The organism is Rhizobium giardinii bv. giardinii H152, assembly GCF_000379605.1.
Taxonomy (GTDB): Bacteria; Pseudomonadota; Alphaproteobacteria; order Rhizobiales; family Rhizobiaceae; genus Pararhizobium; species Pararhizobium giardinii.
Window position 1 is genome coordinate 122,320 of the sequence record NZ_KB902713.1, and the last position, 19,511, is coordinate 141,830.

Here is a 19,511-nt window from a genome sequence, read left to right on the forward strand (position 1 = left end):
GCGATGGATCTGGCTCAGCGGAGGCCTTCGGACATTCTGGTCACCTATCGGATCGAGACCGCAGGGAGCGCTGAGGCCTTGGCGGTCAAGATCGCGAGCGACCAGTCGACTGGCACATTTGTTGACCTCCCCGGGGAGACGCCGCAACTGAAGGCACGAGCGGCAGCGCGCGTGGTCGCTTTCGAAAAACTGGACTCTTTCGAGGCTCCCTCGCTCCCCGCAGCGGGCGAAGTCTTTAACCGGGCGGAGACAACGATTGCCTATCCCCTGGAGGCCGTCGGAAGTGACCTTTCGGCAGTCACCACGGTTGCATTGGGCGGAGTGTGGTCGATTAAGGAGTTTACCGGGCTGAGGGTCGTCGGTCTGCAGCTGCCCGCAGCGTTTGAGGGCGTCTATCCCGGTCCGCAGTTCGGTATAGACGGCTCCCGGCGCCTGACCGGCGTTTACGACCGGCCGATCATCGGCACGATTATCAAGCCCGCGCTGGGCCTCACCCCGGACGACACGGCGCATGTGGTTGCGGAACTCGTCGCGTCCGGCGTCGACTTTATAAAGGACGATGAGAAGCTGATGTCGCCACCGTACTCCTCGTTGGACGCGCGGGTGAAAGCGATCATGCCGATCATCCGGGATCACGAGCAGCGCACCGGCAAGAAGGTGATGTATGCCTTCGGCATTTCCGACGTCGATCCCGACGAGATGGTTCGCAAGCATGACCTGGTCGTGCGCGAGGGCGGTAACGCCGCCGTCATCAACATCAATGCGATCGGCATGGGCGCTTTTCTGTTTCTGCGTCGGCGGTCGTCCCTGGTCTTGCACGCCCATCGCAACGGCTGGGATCTTCTCACCCGGCATCCAGGTCTTGGGTTCGATTTCTCGGTCTACCAACAGCTTTGGCGACTTCTCGGCGTCGACCAATTCCAGATCAACGGCATCGCCGCCAAATACTGGGAACCGGACCATTCTTTCGTCCAGTCGTTCCATGACCTCCAGAAACCGATCTTCAGTGACGCCGACCGTCCGCTACCGGTCGTTTGTTCTGGTCAGTGGGGTGGACAGGCACCTGAGACCTATCGGAGGACGGGGCAGACGCTCGACCACCTTTACCTTTGTGGCGGTGGCGTCGTCAGCCATCCCGGCGGGCCGTCGGCGGGTGTGAGAGCGGTCCGTGCGGCCTGGGATGCCGCGGTCGCCGGAATCGATCTCCATGAATATGCCAAATCTCATCCAGAGCTGGCGCAGTCGCTCGCCAAGTTCGGCTCTAAAACCGTATCAGAAGGAAGATGACAGATGGATTATCGTCAGCTTGGCCGGTCAGGTCTGAAAATCTCGCAACTGGTTCTTGGTTGCATGAGTTTCGGCGTCGCCGATCGCGGCAACCATGCTTGGACCTTGTCCGAAGACGACAGCAGGCCCTTTATCAAAGAGGCACTCGAACAGGGCATAAACTGCTTCGACACGGCCAATGCCTACTCAGACGGCACCAGCGAGGAAATCGTCGGCAAGCTGCTCAGGGAGATGGGGCAGCGTGATGAGGTCGTCATTGCCACCAAGGTCTATGGCAAGATGCGTAATGGAGCGAACGCGGTCGGACTTTCCCGCAAGGCAATCATCGCGGAGGCTGAGGCCAGCCTCAAGCGGCTGGGGACCGACTACATCGACCTCTACCAAATTCATTTCTGGGACAATTCGACGCCGATCGAAGAGACGCTGGAAGCGCTGACCGATCTTGTTCGAAGCGGCAAGGTTCGCTACATCGGCGGGAGCAATTGTTACGCATGGCAATTCGCGCGCGCGCTCTACAAGTCGGACGCTGCCGGATGGTCGCGTTTTGTTTCGATGCAAGCTCAGATGAACCTCCTTTATCGCGAGGAAGAGCGGGAGATGTTGCCGCTCTGCAAAGCGGAAGGTGTGGGGATCATGGCGTTCAGCCCGCTGGCTCGCGGGCGCCTCAGCCGGCCTTGGGAGGAAAGCAGTTTGAGGTCCGAGACCGACAATGTCACAGCTCGATTCTACGGTCACGCGGACGAGGCGGATCGCCGCGTCGTAGACGTCGTCGCAAAGATTGCAGACGACAAGAACGTCTCACGATCCCTCGTTGCGATGGCGTGGCTCAACACAAAGGCGGGCGTGACGGCTCCTATAATCGGCGCCACGAAGCTTCAGCATCTGAAGGATGCCGTCGCTTCGTTGGCCGTCAAGCTAAGCGACGACGAGGTCCGCGAACTCGAGGAGCCATACGTGCCGCACAGCGTCGTCGGCTTGAACTGAGTTTGGCTCGGCGGGGACGACGTTGAGACTGTCAGCAGGCACGCGGGCCAGGCCTCCTGAACCAATGGCTTTGGCCGTATCGATCTCTGCTCCGTTCCGGAACCAGCGCGAGGAAAAAAGATGACCGCCACCCGTCGGTTTGACGTCAGCGACAGCGGGATTGAAGCTGCCGCCTGGCTAATGCGAAATGGCGAGGTTGTCGCTTTTCCGACGGAGACGGTGTACGGGCTCGGCGCGGACGCCAGCAGCCCCGCCGGGATAGAGCGCATCTATGAAGCCAAGGGACGCCCGCGGCATAACCCGCTGATTATCCACGTTTCGGACTTGGAAATGGCGCGCAGGATGGCACATTTCAATCCGGAGGCAGAGTTGGCTGCTGCCAGCTTTTGGCCGGGACCTCTGACATTGCTCCTGCCAAAGCGGGAAGACGCGGGGCTCGCAACCGCAGTTACCGCGGGCATGAAAAATGTCGCAATCCGATTTCCGTCGTCAAGCGTCGCCCAGCGGCTGATCCGAGCCGTCGGATTTCCGGTGGCAGCGCCTTCGGCCAATCGCTCCGGGAAGGTCACGTCGACGCGCTTTGCGGAGGTCGCCCGCCAGCTGGACGGACGAATTTCGGGGATCGTGGAAGAAGACACATGCGATCATGGCCTTGAATCGACCATTCTATCTTTGGTCGGTTCTCCGACCATTCTACGCCACGGGTCGGTTACACGGGAGGCGCTCGAAGCATTGCTCGGTCCGATTGAGGAGGACAGCGCTCCCCAGAAAGTCTCGGCTCCAGGCCAGCTAAAGAGCCATTATGCTCCGGAAGCTGCAGTTCGGATGAATGTCGATCGTCCTTCCGGCAACATGGTCTGGGTCGGTTTCGGACCGGACTGCGAGGGCTGTCAGTTCACGCTGTCTTCTTCTGGTGACCTTCATGAAGCTGCCCGCAACCTCTACACCGTCATGAGTGAGGCCGACGCTTCGGCTGGGCCAAATGATGTAATTGCGTTCGCTCCAATCCCGCTGACTGGCCTTGGATGGGCGATCAATGATCGTCTGCGAAGGGCCGCGGCACCGCGCCCAGCGGGGGTTCATCAAGAGTTTTGGTGGCGCTAGGGGCAAACGCCTCAACGTTGCATGCAAGTGGACCGGGCCTTACCCGAACAATGACGGCATGGCTGAGGTCAGATCCTCGCGACGCCTCCCATCGACATCTAAGGATGACCACATGACCGAACTCGAAACTAGACCGCTCGGAAAAAGCAAAGTGCAGGTGACTTCGCTGGGGCTTGGCACTGTGCCGCTCTCTGGCTTCAACGCGGATGTCTCCTATGACGAATTCGAAGCGACGATCCTCGCCGGGTACGCGGCCGGAATCCGCTACTTCGATTGCGCGCCGATGTACGGCTTTGGCAAGTCGGAGCATTATCTTGGCCATGCCCTCAGGGCGAACAAGCTGCGCGAAAACGTGGTCGTGAGCACAAAGGTCGGTCGCGTATTGAAGCCCGCCAGCAGGACGAAGAAGCTTGAGACCGTCTACGGCATCGAGTGGATCGACCCGCTTCCGTTTCTCGACACCTACGACTACACCTATGACGGCGTGATGCGCGCATTCGAAGATAGCCAACAGCGCCTCGGCCTAGACTATATTGACGTTCTTCTCGTGCATGACGTTGGTCGGGCATGGCACGGCGACCAAAGCGAGTTCTATTGGAATCAGCTGCGGGCCTCAGGTTACAAGGCACTGGACGAACTTCGCTCCAGCGGAGCCGTCTCGGCCATTGGTCTGGGTGTCAACGAGACCGACTCCGTCGTGGGTGTCGCCCGTGAATTTCCGATCGACTGCTCGTTGATCGCGGGCCGCTACACCCTTTTGAACCATGCCCCGCTTGAGGCCGCGTTCGACGAGTTGCTCCAGCGGAACGTCTCCGTGATCGCCGGCGGGATCTTCAATTCCGGGATCCTGGCGACCGGCATAAGCGGTCCTGCGGCCACTTACGATTACGGCAAGGTTCCTGCGGCCGTCGTCGAAAAGGTCAAGACCATCGAGAGCATTTGTTTAGGATATGCGGTGAGCTTGCCTGCAGCGGCGATGCAATTCGTCTATGCGCATCCGGCAGTGGCCACGCTGGTCATGGGGGCAAAAAGCGCATTCGAAGTCGATCAGAACGTCAAGGCGATCAACGAGACAATACCCGCTGCATTTTGGGACGCTTTGACTGAAGCGAACCTTCTTCCGTCGAATGCTCCGCTGCCGACGGCTGCACGATGATGGCGAGCGGAGGCACCGTTTTGCGCGGCTTCCGCTGTGAAGCGCTCGTTGGTTCGGTTCCATCGCCGGATGCACGCGCATGCCTCGAGGCGCTCGTCAGGACATATGGCGAGCTCCTCGCGATCTATTCCTTCATGCATATGGCATTGAAGGAGAAGAGCATGCGCCTCTTGATGGGCGAACTCGCCGATCGCGCCTCAGAGATAAAGCGATCCGTCCGTCACTCGCTCGCGGGCTCACCCGTTCTCGCGGGGCAGGGCCACGCACTCTCCCATCTTGGACGGGCAGATTGCCTGCTTGTCGAGGCGGAGGAGCACCTGCAGCGCGGTGTCTTGGTTTCAGATGCACCCCTGCTGGGGCTGCTTTCAAATGCGGCGATCGAACTCAGACGTTCGGCCGCCATCTTAGACACGACGACCTTCGACACGACAGCATGCTGTGGAGGGTCTCTACTTGGACATGGGGAAGAAGGCCATGGGAGCACACTCGATCTGGGTGCTTGAATACTCGCGAAGCCCGGTGCACCCGGTCAGCGGGGTTTTTTACGGCGCCCATAATCAGGGCACGATGAACCTGCCGTTCGCATACATTCTCATCAAGACAGGAGATGCAGTCGTTCTCGTCGATGCCGGTCACGACGCTGCCGATTTCGGAGGCCAGATCGCCAATTCAATCGGTGTCACAGGCTGGACGCCTCCAGATCTTGTTCTCGGGGAATGCGGGATCAGGCCCCAGGACGTCACGCATGTCATCCTCACGCACGCGCACTTCGATCACATTGGCGGCCTGAAATTCTTTCCAAATGCGAAAATTTTCGTTCAGAAGAAAGAATTGGAATCCTGGATGTGGATTCTGGCAAAAGGTCGCCGCTTCCGTTCATTGCAGGCCGGACTGAATCCCGCGGACATCCTCTATCTGACCCAGGCGAATATCGAAGGCCGCCTGGAACTGGTGGAGGGAGAGCGGGAAAACCTGGTGCCGGGCATTCATATCTATCCGGCATTCGACACCCACACCGCAGGATCGCAATATGTGGTGGTGGAGACCGGCGGTGGAGACGGCAAGTTTGTCCTGTCCGGCGACGTCATCTACACCTACAGCAACCTCACGGGTGAGGACGCCAGCGATCCCTGCTTCGTGGCGCCGGGCCTGGCCAATGGCAGCCAGACACGTTTGATCGAGTCCGCCGAGGAGATGCTCAAAATCGTCGGTATGGACGAACGACGAATCGTTCCCATGCACGAGGAGCAGCTCTCAAAAATCTATCCGTCGCGCGTGACAGATCGCCAGCTCATGCTCGTCGAAATTTGTTTGGCCGACGGAGACGTATCAAGAGTTTGATGGATTTGGAGCAGCGCGAACGCCAAGCTGCAGTCGTTTACAATCGTCCTCCCAAGGGTACGCAGAGAAAGGGCCGGGTGTCAGTGACCCCGGCCTTTTCCAAGTAGCTTGCCCGCCGCGGTGATCTGCCCGGTGAGGAAGCCCTATATTCGCGCTCACTTTGATGACGGCCCGGTGGCCCGCGATATTTGCCATGGAGGACAAGGCGTCCATCTACTTTGCGCGGCTGACGCGCGGGACCATCTCCATGGCGATGACATTTGCGCTTGAATGCCGAACATCCTGTTTCGTTAGAAAAGTTCGAGCGCTTTTGGCCATGCAAGGAACTTCCAAACCTTCCCGGCGAGAGGTGCAGTGGAATCACGCGTCTTCACGTCTCCCATGATGCCACCAGGCGCGATCGGCCTTGTCGAACAAAAGCACAAAATAACGCGAAATAAGGTCGCTATGTGGTTTTGTACGGTGCGGACCTTGATGTTAGAAGGTCGGTTGCAGTGCGGGCCGGAGGATTAGAATATGAAGAGAGATGATCGGAGGCAGGCCATTATGGACCTGTTGGTCGCGCAGAGGGTCGTGGATCTGGACGAGCTATCCGATCGGTTCGCTGTATCCAAGATGACCATCCACCGGGATCTGGATGATCTTGAGCAGGCAGGGATGCTTCGCAAGGTCCGTGGCGGGGCAACGATCGAGGCAGGAAGCCATTTCGAAAGCGATTTTCGGTTTCGCCAGCAGCAGGAGGGCGAGGCCAAGCGCCGGATGGCCGAGGCCGCCCTTGAACTCGTCGAGCCCGGCATGACGGTGATGGTCAACGACGGATCTATGGCGTCGGTGCTCGGGGAATTGCTGCCACAGAAGAGGCCGCTGACGGTGATCACCAATAATGCGGCGATCATCGATCGGCTCAAGACGGAATCAGGGATCAACCTGATTGCGGTTGGTGGACGCTATTCGGTGAAGTTCAATGGGTTTTTCGGCGTCGTCGCCGAACAGGCACTGTCGCGTCTCAGCGCCGACATCGCCTTCATCTCAACGCCAGCAGTTTCTGGATTGCGCGTCTACCATATGGATGATGACGTTGTCCGCTCGAAGCGAGCGATGATCGCGAGCGCCGCGCGTCGCTGCCTGCTCTTAAACCATAAGCGCTTCAATCATACCGCTCTTCATGTCCTGGCCACCATTGACGAGTTCGAAGTTATCATCACCGACCAGGAACCGTCAGTCGACGTCCGCACGGCTTTGGAAGGAGCCAATGTGCCACTTCGAGTGGCATCGCAGGCGAGCAAGTGAATATGGCAACATCCGTTCGGATAGGAACGGTTGGGATGAACACGTCGCTTTTCAGGCGAGAGCCCTCTGACTGGAACAGGCCAAGAGATCGATCGTGCTATCCAAAGCTTCCCGTTTAGATCTCTCATGTATCGGGTCTTCTTAAATCGCAGGCGCAAATCCTACCTACGATGCCGCGTAAGGCGGCACCTGTCCCGAATCTCAAGCTGGGCCCACCGATGGAGGGAGCCCTTCCACAATCTTCTCCTATGGACGTCTCTTATGGACGTCCAACGCGATATCTCAGATGCACGGAGCCGAGGCCAGCGGCTTCGGCGCTGATAAACGTGAGCCTCGCCCTGCCGGCAAGCCCATCCTCGTCGCCCTCGAATATGGCCGGGGTATTCGACTTGCCTCCGATCGCAGGGAAGATGACCAGGCTGACCTCGTCAACAAGACCCGCCTTCAAGAAATGGCCATTGGTTTGCGCCCCGCCTTCCAGCATCAAGCGCTTCACACCGAACTCGGTTCCAAGAAGGTCGAGCGCGTTTTTCAGATCGACGCCATCTTTCTCCGAGACGATATAGGAAACGCCAGCCTGGGTGAGGCCCGCCAGGTAAGCATCATCCACGTCAGATCCTGTCAGGACGACAAGGTGAGCTCCTCAATGTCGCTCTTGTCCCAGCGTAGCCGACCGTCCTTATCCACGATGACAGCGAACTCGCCGGCGTCCGGGTTGGCGATTATGGATCGGTCGCGCGGCTGTGCCGGTTGCTTGATAGGGGCGGTCGACGGCGTCCGCGAACTCTTCTCCCGTCGCTCTTCCCGAAAGCCAGGCGTCGGCGCCGATCTTCTCATGCAGGCCGTCATAGATCTTCACGAGCTCATCGACCGAATGGCCGGTTGCCTCGGCCCAATCATTGACGATCAATCGGCCATCCAGCGGCGACATCATGTGACAGATTACATAGGGTATGGGCATCGGATTACTCTCCTCTACAAACATTCCACCGTCAGTGGCCTGCCTTCAACCAGGCTGCGAATTTATCCATCCAGTCGGGGTGCCAACGTGAAAGCGCCGGTCGGTTCAGGATCATGTCATCGGCCGCCCAGCGGATCCGTCTGGCATCTATCGCAGACGTAACCGCGTTATCAGGACAAATGATGTAAAAATCTTCGTCGAGCAGACGGGCCAGGAAGTATTCCACAAGCTGTTCTGCGGTCCATGCCTCGTCGGGCTTGGCAGCGCCCTGCGGCTTGAGTGCGATGTTCATGGGTGTCCACGTGTAGCCAGGGACGAGGAGATGAGCCGATACACGACCTCTCGTCTCCTTCAAAAGCTCGTGCGACAGCTGTTCGGTCAGCACCTTGACAGCTGCCTTTGCCACCGAATAGGCGGCATTGCCTGGAGGAGTTGTAATTCCTTCCTTGGAGCTGAGGTTGACGACCGCCGATGGTCGGGCTGCCTTGATCATGTAGGGCACGAAGGCGTGTTGCGCGGCTAGAACACCTCCGAAGTTTACATCGATCTGGCGTCGCCACTTTGCAGGATCATCCCAGGGGCCCGCTCCTTGCGTAATGCCCGCGTTGTTTACAAGGATGGCCACGTCGCCAAACCGCGAGACCGTTTCGTCCTGCAACCTCGTCAGTGCCGATAGATCCGAGACGTCGCCGCTCACAACCAGAGTGTCCGTATCGAGTGTCGAGCTAATATCCTCAAGTGCGTCGGTGTCGAGATCGAACAATGCGAGCTTCATTCCGCGGGCCGCGAGAGCCCTCGCGATGGCTAAGCCGATGCCCTTGGCTGCTCCCGTGATGACCGCAACGCGGCCAGGAGCAACGATGCTGTTCATTCTCTCGCTCATCTTTGTCTTTCCCGTCATTGGACCGTCGCGGTGGAATTTTTCTCCGAGAAGCGTGCCGGCCGATGGCACCAGCGCAGAGAAGTCCATCAACGCTACTCGGGCGCTTGGGTCGGCGGACCATATCCGCTGGCTGCGAACGACCGTTCGATCGCCCATAAGAATAGGGTATCGCGACGGCTACTTGAAGTGAGCGGGATCGCACGTGCCGATGAGCCGTGTTCACTCAAGGGCCTTCGCGACGTAGGGAATGCCTGGCCAGTTCGACCGCGGACGCGACCAAAAAGGTAACGCACTCCTGGTCCCTGCCAGATCGGTGGATGATTTTCACTCACCGCCCCGATCGATTTTGCTCATGTAACCAATCGGCTCCACGGGCATTTGGTCACCAGCGCCTCGAGGCGATCGTGGTGCTGACAAAACCAAAGGAGTGAAATCATGAAAGGGAATAAACCACTCGCAATGATCACGGGCGGCTCATCTGGAATAGGCTTCGAGCTTGCCAAACAATTCGCCAAGAATGGATTCGACGTCGCCATTTCAGGCTCAAGCGACAAGGTAAACGAGGCCGCCGATGCGCTACGCAGCCTTAATGCCGAAGCATATCCGTTCAAAGCGGATGCCTCGACATACGATGGCGTCGAGGGGTTCTGGACCTTCACGCAGGGGCTGGGGCGCCCCCTGGAAGCCGCGGCTCTGAACGTCGGTATCGGTATTGGCGGCGCCTTCGTCGATAACGATCTCGAGGATGAGCTTCGCCTGCTTGCGATCAATGTGACCGGGACCGTCCATATGGCCAAACGCGTCGTCCAACATATGGTCAAGAACGGGCGCGGCAGGATTCTCATCACCTCCTCGGTTTCGGCGACCCTACCCACGCCATACGAAACCGTTTACGGCCCGTCGAAGGCATTTGGTTACATGTTCGCAGAATCTCTGCGCGAGGAGTTGCGGTCGACCGGGGTCACGGTGACGGCACTCCTTCCGGGCGCCACCAACAGCGACTTCCACGCGAACGCTGGAATGGGCGGTACGAAGCTCGGTGGCCAACAGAAAAACGACAAGACGCTCGTCGCCCAGCAGGGGTTCGAGGCTCTCATGAACGACATCGACCATGTCGTCGGCGGAGACCAGGAAACCAAGCGACAGGTGTTGGAAAACCGGACAACCCCCGAGCCTGTCAAAGCCGCCCGGCAAGCCGAATTGACCCAACCGCAGTGAAGGAGCACGTCATGTCACATCTGAAAGACAAGGTCGCCATCGTCACAGGAGCTTCCTCGGGCATTGGAGCAGCGACCGCCAGAGGATTGGCGGAAAAAGGTGCGCGCGTCGTCCTTGCTGGCCGCAATGAGGAACGCCTCAGTCAGATTGTCGAAGAAATAGCCGGCTCAGGAGGTGTTGCCAGCTACCAGGTTGCCGATGCGACGGATTTTGAAAGCACCAAAACGCTCGTCGCGTTCGCCACAACGACATACGGCCCGGTCGATATATTGGTCAACAATGCCGGCCTCATGCTCTTTTCCTATTGGAAGGATGCCGCGGTCGGCGATTGGAACAAGATGATCGATACCAACCTGCGTGGCTATCTGCATGCGATCGCCGCCGTGCTGCCGTCGATGTTGGAGCGGCGGTCCGGCCGCATCCTGAATATGAGCTCTATTGCCGGCGTTCATGTCGGCGAGGCGGCAGGCGTTTACGGAGCCACGAAGTTCTTCATACGCGGTATTACCGAAAGCCTCAGGAAGGAGTTGGGCGTGGGAAGCGGGATCCAGGTGTCTATGATCAGCCCTGGCGTGATCGATACCGGCTGGGCCGACAAGGTTCATGACGAGACGGGCAGAAAGATCGCCGGAGAGCTCAACAAGCAGGGTATTCCGCCGTCGTCGGTGGCGGAGGCCGTGGTCTACGCCCTAGATCAGCCTGCGGAGATCACGATCAACGACATTGTCGTCCATCCAACCCGGCAGGACTGGTAGCCGGCGTTTTCAGAGCTCAGAACTAGAACCTCCGGGACTGTCAGACCGCCCGCGCGGAACCAACCGGTGCCGTGACTCGTGGCCGTGGACACGAAGATCTTCATTGCTGACCATCTAATCCCGGAGGTTCTCGTTTTTCAGCGACCGGGCCATCTCCGCCGTCCTTCCCAGGATCCAACACGGATCAACTAAGGTCAAATTTTTGACTGCTTCCTTGGCCATCACTTACGAAAGACAGGGCCAGTTGAATAAGGATTGAAGGTGCCGGCCGCCTGAAGCAAGGTCGGCGTCGGCAAGGACGATCTTTTTCAGTACAAGTGCGAGTATCCATCACTCATGGTATCGACGCGGGCCGATCTGGCCGACCTTGAAACTTTCGTCGCGATCGCGAGGGCGGGGGGGTTCCGAAAGGCCGCCGCGCTTCGCGGCGTTTCGGGCTCCGCTCTCAGCCATTCGATCAGGGGTTTGGAGACCCGGCTGGGCGTCCGTCTGTTTCATCGGACAAGCAGGAGCATCAGTCTCACCGCCGCCGGCGAAGTACTGCTTGCCGAACTGGAGCCCCGTTTCCTCGGCATCCAAGCTGCGATGGATCTCCTGGACAGTTTCAGGAGCGGGCCTACGGGCAGGGTGAGAGTGACCACGCTGCGTGACGCCGCCGAGCTGTTGATCGCTCCTCGACTGCACAGTTTTCGCAGCAACTACCCAGATGTCGAGGTGGAAGTCAGCGTCGAGGATCGCTTTATCGATATGGTCGCCGAAGGTTTTGACGCGGGCATCCGTTATGGGGGAACAGTTCCCGAGGGGATGATCGCGTCGCGTCTGACATCCGAACTTGAATGGATCGTGGTCGGTTCTCCAACCTATCTCAACGAACGAGGGCGGCCCGAACGGCCGGAGGATCTCTTGACGCACGAGTGCATCCGGATCCGAACCGGTACGGACCACGTCTGCAAATGGGAACTTGGCGATGGCGATCGCATGGTTGCGCTTGACGTTCCCGGACTGCTCACGCTCGGAGATTCAGAACTATCCATCCGCATGGCGGAGGAGGGAGGCGGTCTCTTTTACTGCCTGCGGGCACGCGTCGAGGATAAACTCGCTGCTGGTATGCTGGAAGTGGTGTTGCCGGACTGGTCGTCTACTGGGCCGGGTTTTCATGCATACTACGTTTCGCACCGACAGGTGCCGTCCGCGCTCCGGACGTTTCTCGACCACCTTAAGGCGCCGCTTTCGGACGATTGAAGTGACGGCTCGACGGGTAAATATCAGCGGGCGGAAGTTCGAGTTCCGACAGAAAGTGGCTGCTTGCACCCAGTCTCAGAACGCCTCGAAGCTCTCGATCGCTATGACGGGAACAAGTTGGGTAAGCCAGACGCTGATTCTTGAGTTGTTGTACCGGCGGTGCGAGACCCGCTCTAAATTTACAGCAGGCGCCTACAGGGTAGTGGAGACTCGCCGAGGTCCATTCTTGCCTCCGCCTGCTTTCAAACATAACGAATTCAGATGAAAAAAGCTCATCTATTTTATGAAATATTGCGTTTGAATTAGGAGCTGAAAGCGGAGATGGTTCATTGCGTGGAGGGCATCTGAACCTGGATCGCCTTAGCGCGTAAGATGAGACGCAATACGGTTTACGAGGTCGCCGGACTATGTTCGGCGAGGGAAGAAGTATTGCTCAGATGCCGTATTAGGAGGAGGGCCGAATGAGTTTCCCCGCTGGAAAAACTGTAGATAAACGCGACAATTCTATTCTTGCTGGTCTCGAGCCGGCGATCTTCTTCGGTTTTTTCGAAGAGCTAAGCGCGATCCCGCGTGGTTCTTACAACGAGAAGCAGGTTAGCGATCACATCGCCGATTTTGCCCGGGCGCGCGGCTTCGAGGTTTACCAGGACGCGATCTACAATCTCCTCATTAAGAAGCCGGGCACACCCGGCTACGAAAACTCTCCGACCGTCATTCTTCACGGGCATACCGACATCGTCTGCGAGAGCGATGAGGGAGTTGACCACGACTTTAAGAACGAAGGCATCAAACTTCAGGTTATCGGCGATTTCATCCATGGTACGGGGACGACCCTTGGGGCGGACAACACCGTTGGTGTGGCCTTCGCAATGTCGTTGCTGGCATCCGACGATATCCCGCATCCGCCGCTCGAAGTCGTCTTGACGGTTCAAGAAGAAGTCGGCAAGGGCGGCGCGCAACACTTCGACGGCACAAAGCTTAGCGGTAAGCGCCTTCTCGACATGAATTGGCACGATCCCAAGTCGCTTTTCGCAGGCTGCGCCGGCGATATTTCAGTGCGCTTCAAGATTCCGCTTCAGTGGGAACCGCGCGTTTCGGGGCAGACCGCCCTTTCGCTGCGGATCTCTGGATTGAGCAGCGGTCATTCCGAATTCGACATCCATCTTGAACGCGCTAACGCGATCGTCCAGCTCGGACGGCTGCTCCGGATTGCCATCCGGGACGCTGGTGCCAGCGTAGCCGAAGTCAAGGGTGGCGTGAACCGTTACGTTATCCCGGGTGAGGCGGAGGCGATCATTTCGATCGATGCCCCGGGGATCGCCGATCTCAGACAGAGAATTGAAGCGGAAGCGGCTTCGATTGCGCTTGAGTACAATGCAAGCGATCCCAACCTCAAGGTCACAGTCAGCGAGTCGGGGAGACAGATTACTGAAGTCTTCTCGGCCCAGTCCGCCCGGGCCCTGGTCGATGCCATGAACCTGCTTCCCAACGGCGTCCAGAGCAAGAGCCTTCAGGTCGAGGGCCTCGTCGAGAGCTCCAACACCGTGGCGTTGCTTTCAAGCGATGAAAACGCCATCGAAATCGTCAATACGGTTCCAAGCGCCGTCAGCTCCCGTCGCTACAACATCGTCGACAAAATTAGGCAGCTGTCAGAACTCATCGGCAACGGCGCGAGCGTGGAGACATTCGCGGATTGCCCGGAATGGCCATACAATCCTCATTCGCGAATGCTCAACGCCGCCAAGGCCGCTTACGAGCGCGAGTTCGGCGAGCAGCCACATGTGGAAGTCTCTCACTCCAGTCTCGAGCTCGGACTTTTCCGAAAGAAGGTTCCTGACATTGACATGCTGTCAATCGGACCGGAAGCGTTCGACGTCCACACCACGCGCGAGCGCCTCAACCACATGACAGTCGATTCGACCTGGCGGCTTCTCAAGTCGCTGCTCCGCGAACTCCGGACCTAAGGTACTGAAATGCCAAAACTGCCAAGCTACTTCGGCAATTTCCCACATCCGCCCAGTGAGAAGAAGCCTGTCCATCTGACGCGCGATAGCTACAAGATGTTCATCTATACGGGGACGAAGCCGTATTCCAGCGACCTCAACTACCTGCTCGCCAGCACTGACCAGCAGACGACTGGCATCTATCAGCTCGCACCGGGAAGCAACTTCGACCCGGCCGATATTCACGCGGGTGACGAGGTGTACTATGTCCTCGAAGGTGTCGTGCATCTCCTAAACCCCGAAACCGGGCAGACCGAGGAACTCGGACCCGGTGACGCGGTGCTCATCCCCAAGGGCGCCCCGCATCGGGGCTATAACTTCAGCGACAAGGCTGCAGTTATCCTGTTTTGCATCGCACCCCGTATCTGGGACGAGAATGGACCTCCGACTGGTTATGACGGGCCGACGCGCCTCTATAAGCACGAAGGGAGAGCGTGATGAGCCTCGAGAAACTCGGAACCTATCCGGTAGACGGCGCACAGGCGCGCAAGAGGGGCGACCTTGTAAAAGTCGCCAAAAGCGATCGTCTGAACATCGTCTCCGGCCGTGATCATCCCGTTCTTGTCCAGTTCTGCGTCAGCAGCGATTACATGCATGTCGGAGAACTGACTATCCCTGTGGGCGGCGTTGGACCGCGCGCGAGCGAACCCGACAGCCATGAAGGGGACGCAGTCTTCTACGTCCTGCAAGGCCCCGCGACCTTCTATTTGGCGGATACGGACGAAACCTTTCACATCCGTGACGGGGAGTCTTTCTTCCTGCCGGGCGGCATCAGCTACCAGTGCTTAAACTACGGCTCAAACCCGATCCGGGTGGTCTTTACGATCGCACCGGGACTGTAAGCCGAAGATTTGAATCTCAGTTTGCCAAGTTTCGCCGCGGACGCGTTCCGCGGATGGGAAAGCTTTGTCTTGTCACCACCAGGGAGGATCATGTGACAATTTTCAGACGGACGTTAATCTTCGGTGCTGCTCTCGGGCTCACCGCTTCGCTTTCCTTCAGCCCAGCGCTTGCAGAGCAGGCGGACTATTCGAAGGTGTTTCCTGGCATCTTGATGGACAAGGACATCAAGCCTACAGGCCAAGAAGTGAAACCTGTTAAAAAGGATAACCGCCCGCTCAAGGTCGGCTTCCTGCCGACGGCGATGGACACCTACTATCAGCGTGTTCTAGCCGGCGTGAAAGAAGAGATCGACAAGCGCGGTGGCGACGGCGCTATCCAGCTTCTCGTGCAGGCTCCGAGCAGCCAGTCTGCCACGGACGACCAGATCAGGACGATGGAAGCCTGGATCAACGACGGTGTCGATGCGATCGCGGTTGCCCTATACAACGAAGGCGCATTGCTCCCCTCGATCCGGCGCGCGACCGAGGCGGGCATTCCGATCTTCCTCTTCAACTCACCCGTCGCCGATAATCCATATTATGTCAGCGATATTGGCTACGACCAGAGTGACGGCGGTCGTGCGCAGGCTCAGTGGCTGGTTGACACCTATGGCGACAAGGAAGTCAAGCTCGGGATACTGGAGGGCCTGCCCGGTCCGCATACGAGCCAGCGCATGAAGGGCTTCAACGAGATCATCTCGAAGCATCCCAACTTCAAAATCGTCGCTCAGCAGCCGGCTGGCTGGGTTCGTGCCCAGGGCCTGTCGGTGACCGAAAACATGTTCACCGCCAACCCCGACATCGAAGTCCTCGTCGCGCTCTACGACGAGATGGCCCTTGGCGGTCTGCAGGCCCTCAAGGCTAAGGGGCTGAACGGCAAGGTGGCGATCGTCGGCTACGAAAATATGAAGGAAGCCAACGACGCGATCCTCACCGGCGACTTTGCAGCAACGGTCGACACCGGGGCCAAGGAAGAAGGTCGCAACATCATTCGAGCGGTGGATGAGTTCGCGATGAAGGGCAACGCCCTGCCGAAGAAGATCTTCGTGGCGCCCAAAACCTACGATGCGAAGAACATCAAGACCTTCGATCAGAACGACTACGTCTACGTTCAGGAGAAGTAGACGTGACAATACGCGGCCCTGCCTTGCGCGGGGCCGTCCACTCAAAAAGGGCGACCTGAATGACAAACGCTCCGCTGCTCGAGATGAAAGGCATCGCCAAACGCTTCGGCAACACGAAGGCGCTTGATGGCATCGACCTCGTACTCAATCCCGGCGAGGTTCTCGGCCTGGTCGGCGAGAACGGCGCAGGCAAGTCGACGCTGATGAAAATCCTCTCCGGTGCATATGCGCGCGACGAAGGCACCATTGCTGTCAGAGGTAAGGTGGTCGATCTGAACACTCCCAAAGACGGGTCCAGGGCAGGCATCGCGATCATCTACCAGGAACTGAGCCTGTTTCCGGACTTTGACGCCGCCGAAAACATATTCGCTGGCAGGGAGCTGCGCCGCGGGCGCTTAAGTGCATCGCCGCTTGACCATTCAGCCATGCGGGCAGCCGCCTCGCGTATCCTGAAGGGCGAGTTAGGTGTGGACGTGCCTCTCGACAGGCCAGTTCGAGAGCTCAGCCTCTCGCATCGGCAGATGATCGAGATCGCCAAAGCCATCAGCAGCAATGCCGATATCATCATCATGGACGAGCCGACCGAAGCGCTCGAGGAGGTCGAACGCAAACAGCTGTTCGCCATCATCAAGAAGCTTCAGCAGGCAGGCAAAGCTCTCATATATGTGTCTCACCGAATCCAGGAACTCCTCGGCATCGTCAGCCGCGTGATGGTCCTGCGCGATGGCGGCACGGTCGCGGACCTGCCCGTATCGGACCTCGACGTAGACAAGGTCGTCGGTGCGATGATCGGCGGTTCTCTCGCAAAACAGTTTCCTCCCCGCGTCCCGGCAAGGTCCGAACCCTCGTTGGACGTTCGCGGTTTGACGAAAAGGGGTGTCTTCGACGACATCACCTTCTCCGTAGCCAAGGGTGAAATCCTCGGCGTCACTGGCCTGGAAGGATCAGGCAAGAGCGCGCTTCTGCGGGCGATCTTCGGGCAGATCCCTCATGATACCGGCTCGATTCTGATCGACGGAAAGCAAGCGGCAATTTCGGACCCGACTGACGCTATTCGTCAACACGTCGCCTTCTTGCCCGCCGAACGTAAAACCGAGGGGATTTTCCCACAACATAATGTCGGCTGGAACCTCTCGATCGCCAACCTTCGAACGCTCGGCAAAATCACGTTGATGCCGAAAAAGGAGCGCGAGATTGCCTCCGGCTACATCTCGAAGCTCGGCGTGAAATGCGATGGCGCCGCTGCCGACATCACATCGCTGAGCGGCGGTAACCAGCAAAAAGTCATGCTTGCTCGCTGGCTGCTCACCCAGCCAAAGGTGCTAATGCTTGAGGAGCCAACGCGTGGCGTCGACGTGCGTGCCAAAGCCGAGGTCTACACCCTCATCCAGGCTGCTGCGAAAGACGGCTGTGCTGTCATCGTGGTGTCCGCCGACAACGCGGAACTGCTTGGACTGTGTCACCGGGTCGCGGTCATGTTCGAAGGACGGATCTCGGCGGTCGTCGATGCGGCGACCTCCAAGGAAGAAACACTCGCTCTTCATTCGGTAAGGCCGCCGCAAGGCCATCATCTTCAGGGAGGTACCCATGGCTGATATTGCAGCTACACGCCTGCGCTCGCCCCTTACGCTCGCTCGCGGCGGCGGCAATGCCGGCGTTTACCTGGCCTTCGTCGTTCTTCTGGTGGCGCTCGGCTTTGCCGCTCCGCGGTTTTTCACCTTCGGCAACTTGACTGACGTTCTTCGTCAGGCTGTCCCCATCGCCGTGATCGCGTTTGGAGCAACCTTTGTGATCGGGATGCGGGGCATCGACCTCTCCGTCGGTTCGACACTCGCGCTTAGCGGCCTTGTGACCGCAAACCTGATTGTGCTTGGCTATCCCGTTCCCCTGGCATGCGCAGGGGGGATTGCGGTCGGTGCGGTGATCGGACTGGTGAACGGCATCCTGATCACCAAGGTCGGGATCACCGACTTTATCGCCACAATGGCCATCATGGTCATCAGCCGCGGTATCGTGTTGGTCTACACTCAGGGTATTCCGATCGTGGGCGCCTCCGACCCCGCCTTCCGAATGATCGGCCAGAGCTATGTCGGCGGTGTTCCCGTTCCGGTCATTCTGACCGCTATCGTCTTCGCGATCGCCTTCTACGTTCTGTATTACACGCGTTTCGGCCGTTTCGTTCTCTCGATCGGCAGCAATCCGGACGCTGCCCGGCTGGTCGGCATCCCCACGGACAAGGTCAAGATCGCCGTTTACGTACTGGTCGGGGTTTTGTCGGCCTTCGCGGGCGTTCTGCTCACCTCGCGCCTTGAAGCCGCCATGCCTGAAGCCGGCCAGGGGTACGAGCTAGATGTCATCGCCGCCGTCGTTATCGGCGGAACGGGTTTGTCTGGCGGACGCGCCACTCTTTTTGGAACCGCCGTGGGTGCCGTTTTGATGGCGGTCGTCCGCAACGCGCTCAACCTGCTCAACGTGAACACCTTCTGGCACCAGGTCGTGATCGGCACGATCATCCTGATCGCCGTGGCAGCCGATCGTTTCAGTCGCCGCCAAAAGGCCTGAGGAGACGATGATGAAATATTCCGAGCTCCGCAAGTCCGTTCTTGATGCAAATGCCGCACTCTACGACAGCGGCCTTGTCATCTCGACGTTCGGAAACGTCAGCGCTATCGACCGCGAGAAGGGTGTTGTCGCCATCAAGCCGAGTGGCGTTTCCTACAGTGCAATGCAGGTCGCGGACATCGTTGTAACCGACCTCGACGGCAATATCCTAGAGGGCACGCTGCGGCCATCGTCTGATCTCGATACGCACCTGGAACTCTACAAGAGCTTCAAGTCTATCGGTGCCGTGGTCCACACGCACTCGTTCTTCGCGACGGTGTGGGCCCAATCCGGCCGGGGAATTCCTGCCATGGGAACGACCCATGCGGACTATTTCAACGGAACGATCCCCGTCACTCGCAAGCTGCGCGACGACGAAATCAAAGACGGTTACGTTTGCAACACGGGCAAGGTCATCGTCGAGGCACTCGGAAACAATGACCCGCTCTCCGTCCCCGCAGCCCTGGTTAACGATCACGGTCCCTTCTGCTGGGGCAAGGACGCAGGCGACGCCGTTCATAACGCGGAGATGCTCGAGGCTGTCGCCAAGATTGCCTTCCACTCCCGGCAGCTGAACCAGGACGATCCAGAAATTTCCGGCGCGTTGCTGGACCGCCACTATCAACGCAAGCATGGCCAGTCGGCGACCTACGGCCAGCCAGACGGTTCCAAGTAGGGTTT

Annotated in this window: 20 protein-coding genes and 1 pseudogene; 17 read left to right on the forward strand and 4 right to left on the reverse strand. The window is 58.6% G+C overall.

The genetic code is table 11. The features are described 5' to 3' along the window. Positions 1 to 3 precede the first annotated feature (3 nt). The 6 genes from oiaX to A3AY_RS0127270 all read left to right on the forward strand — a co-directional run bounded on the left by oiaX (position 4) and on the right by A3AY_RS0127270 (position 5,872). A complete protein-coding gene (gene oiaX / locus A3AY_RS0127245) occupies positions 4 to 1,287 on the forward strand; it encodes a 3-oxo-isoapionate-4-phosphate decarboxylase OiaX (RefSeq protein WP_018328846.1) in 1,284 nt (427 codons plus the stop codon). A 3-nt stretch (positions 1,288 to 1,290) separates the two neighbouring features. After that, complete coding sequence (locus tag A3AY_RS0127250; protein ID WP_018328847.1) at positions 1,291 to 2,271, forward strand: aldo/keto reductase; 981 nt, start codon at positions 1,291 to 1,293, stop codon at positions 2,269 to 2,271. Positions 2,272 to 2,391: 120 nt separating this feature from the next. Beyond that, positions 2,392 to 3,375, forward strand: coding sequence for an L-threonylcarbamoyladenylate synthase (locus tag A3AY_RS0127255; protein ID WP_018328848.1), 984 nt, complete (start codon positions 2,392 to 2,394; stop codon positions 3,373 to 3,375). 112 nt (positions 3,376 to 3,487) lie between these two features. Next, positions 3,488 to 4,531, forward strand: coding sequence for an aldo/keto reductase (locus A3AY_RS0127260; RefSeq protein ID WP_018328849.1), 1,044 nt, complete (start codon positions 3,488 to 3,490; stop codon positions 4,529 to 4,531). A 161-nt stretch (positions 4,532 to 4,692) separates the two neighbouring features. Further along, positions 4,693 to 5,034, forward strand: coding sequence for a hypothetical protein (locus A3AY_RS0127265; protein WP_234913093.1), 342 nt, complete (start codon positions 4,693 to 4,695; stop codon positions 5,032 to 5,034). Then, positions 5,006 to 5,872 (forward strand): N-acyl homoserine lactonase family protein, encoded by an 867-nt coding sequence (locus A3AY_RS0127270; RefSeq protein WP_018328851.1) that lies wholly within the window; start codon positions 5,006 to 5,008, stop codon positions 5,870 to 5,872. The genes A3AY_RS0127265 and A3AY_RS0127270 overlap by 29 nt, the downstream gene beginning before the upstream one ends. A 104-nt stretch (positions 5,873 to 5,976) precedes the next feature. On the opposite strand, the pseudogene A3AY_RS40810 reads toward A3AY_RS0127270, so the two are convergent. Next, positions 5,977 to 6,136 (reverse strand): annotated as a pseudogene (locus A3AY_RS40810) (Re/Si-specific NAD(P)(+) transhydrogenase subunit alpha); the annotation flags it as partial. Positions 6,137 to 6,388: 252 nt separating this feature from the next. Here A3AY_RS40810 and A3AY_RS0127275 point away from each other — a divergent pair. Continuing rightward, positions 6,389 to 7,162: a DeoR/GlpR family DNA-binding transcription regulator gene (locus A3AY_RS0127275; RefSeq protein ID WP_026203878.1), complete on the forward strand. Its 774-nt coding sequence runs from the start codon at positions 6,389 to 6,391 to the stop codon at positions 7,160 to 7,162. 259 nt (positions 7,163 to 7,421) lie between these two features. Here the strand turns inward: A3AY_RS0127275 and A3AY_RS40815 are convergent, their stop codons facing one another. From A3AY_RS40815 to A3AY_RS0127285, 3 genes are read right to left on the reverse strand one after another with little or no spacing between them, the layout of a single operon-like run. Next, positions 7,422 to 7,787 carry a RibD family protein gene (locus A3AY_RS40815; RefSeq protein ID WP_268841567.1) on the reverse strand — a complete coding sequence of 122 codons (366 nt, stop codon included), beginning with the start codon at positions 7,785 to 7,787 and terminating at the stop codon, positions 7,422 to 7,424. 54 nt (positions 7,788 to 7,841) lie between these two features. Beyond that, positions 7,842 to 8,123, reverse strand: coding sequence for a hypothetical protein (locus A3AY_RS40820; RefSeq protein WP_234913094.1), 282 nt, complete (start codon positions 8,121 to 8,123; stop codon positions 7,842 to 7,844). Positions 8,124 to 8,154: 31 nt separating this feature from the next. Then, positions 8,155 to 9,006, reverse strand: a complete 852-nt coding sequence (locus A3AY_RS0127285) for an SDR family NAD(P)-dependent oxidoreductase (protein ID WP_026203879.1) — start codon at positions 9,004 to 9,006, stop codon at positions 8,155 to 8,157. 435 nt (positions 9,007 to 9,441) lie between these two features. Between A3AY_RS0127285 and A3AY_RS0127290 the strand changes: the two genes are divergently transcribed. The 10 genes from A3AY_RS0127290 (at position 9,442) to araD (ending at position 19,506) form a co-directional block, all read left to right on the forward strand. Continuing rightward, positions 9,442 to 10,224: an SDR family NAD(P)-dependent oxidoreductase gene (locus tag A3AY_RS0127290; protein WP_026203880.1), complete on the forward strand. Its 783-nt coding sequence runs from the start codon at positions 9,442 to 9,444 to the stop codon at positions 10,222 to 10,224. An 11-nt stretch (positions 10,225 to 10,235) separates the two neighbouring features. Then, positions 10,236 to 10,979: an SDR family oxidoreductase gene (locus tag A3AY_RS0127295; protein ID WP_018328855.1), complete on the forward strand. Its 744-nt coding sequence runs from the start codon at positions 10,236 to 10,238 to the stop codon at positions 10,977 to 10,979. Positions 10,980 to 11,315: 336 nt separating this feature from the next. Then, positions 11,316 to 12,221, forward strand: a complete 906-nt coding sequence (locus tag A3AY_RS0127300; RefSeq protein ID WP_018328856.1) for a LysR family transcriptional regulator — start codon at positions 11,316 to 11,318, stop codon at positions 12,219 to 12,221. A 461-nt stretch (positions 12,222 to 12,682) separates the two neighbouring features. Then, complete coding sequence (locus A3AY_RS0127305) at positions 12,683 to 14,185, forward strand: aminoacyl-histidine dipeptidase (protein ID WP_018328857.1); 1,503 nt, start codon at positions 12,683 to 12,685, stop codon at positions 14,183 to 14,185. 9 nt (positions 14,186 to 14,194) lie between these two features. Further along, positions 14,195 to 14,662, forward strand: a complete 468-nt coding sequence (locus A3AY_RS0127310; RefSeq protein ID WP_004129736.1) for a cupin domain-containing protein — start codon at positions 14,195 to 14,197, stop codon at positions 14,660 to 14,662. Continuing rightward, positions 14,662 to 15,066: a cupin domain-containing protein gene (locus A3AY_RS0127315; protein WP_026203881.1), complete on the forward strand. Its 405-nt coding sequence runs from the start codon at positions 14,662 to 14,664 to the stop codon at positions 15,064 to 15,066. Before A3AY_RS0127310 ends, A3AY_RS0127315 begins: the two co-directional genes overlap by 1 nt. 92 nt (positions 15,067 to 15,158) lie before the next feature. Further along, entirely contained in the window at positions 15,159 to 16,229 is a 1,071-nt protein-coding gene (locus tag A3AY_RS0127320) for a sugar ABC transporter substrate-binding protein (RefSeq protein WP_018328858.1), read from the forward strand. 59 nt (positions 16,230 to 16,288) lie between these two features. After that, on the forward strand, positions 16,289 to 17,824 hold the full coding sequence (locus tag A3AY_RS0127325) for a sugar ABC transporter ATP-binding protein (protein ID WP_018328859.1): 1,536 nt from the start codon (positions 16,289 to 16,291) through the stop codon (positions 17,822 to 17,824). Then, positions 17,817 to 18,791, forward strand: coding sequence for an ABC transporter permease (locus A3AY_RS0127330; RefSeq protein ID WP_018328860.1), 975 nt, complete (start codon positions 17,817 to 17,819; stop codon positions 18,789 to 18,791). The genes A3AY_RS0127325 and A3AY_RS0127330 overlap by 8 nt, the downstream gene beginning before the upstream one ends. Before the next feature lie 10 nt (positions 18,792 to 18,801). Next, positions 18,802 to 19,506, forward strand: coding sequence for an L-ribulose-5-phosphate 4-epimerase AraD (gene araD / locus A3AY_RS0127335; protein ID WP_018328861.1), 705 nt, complete (start codon positions 18,802 to 18,804; stop codon positions 19,504 to 19,506). Positions 19,507 to 19,511: the final 5 nt, after the last annotated feature.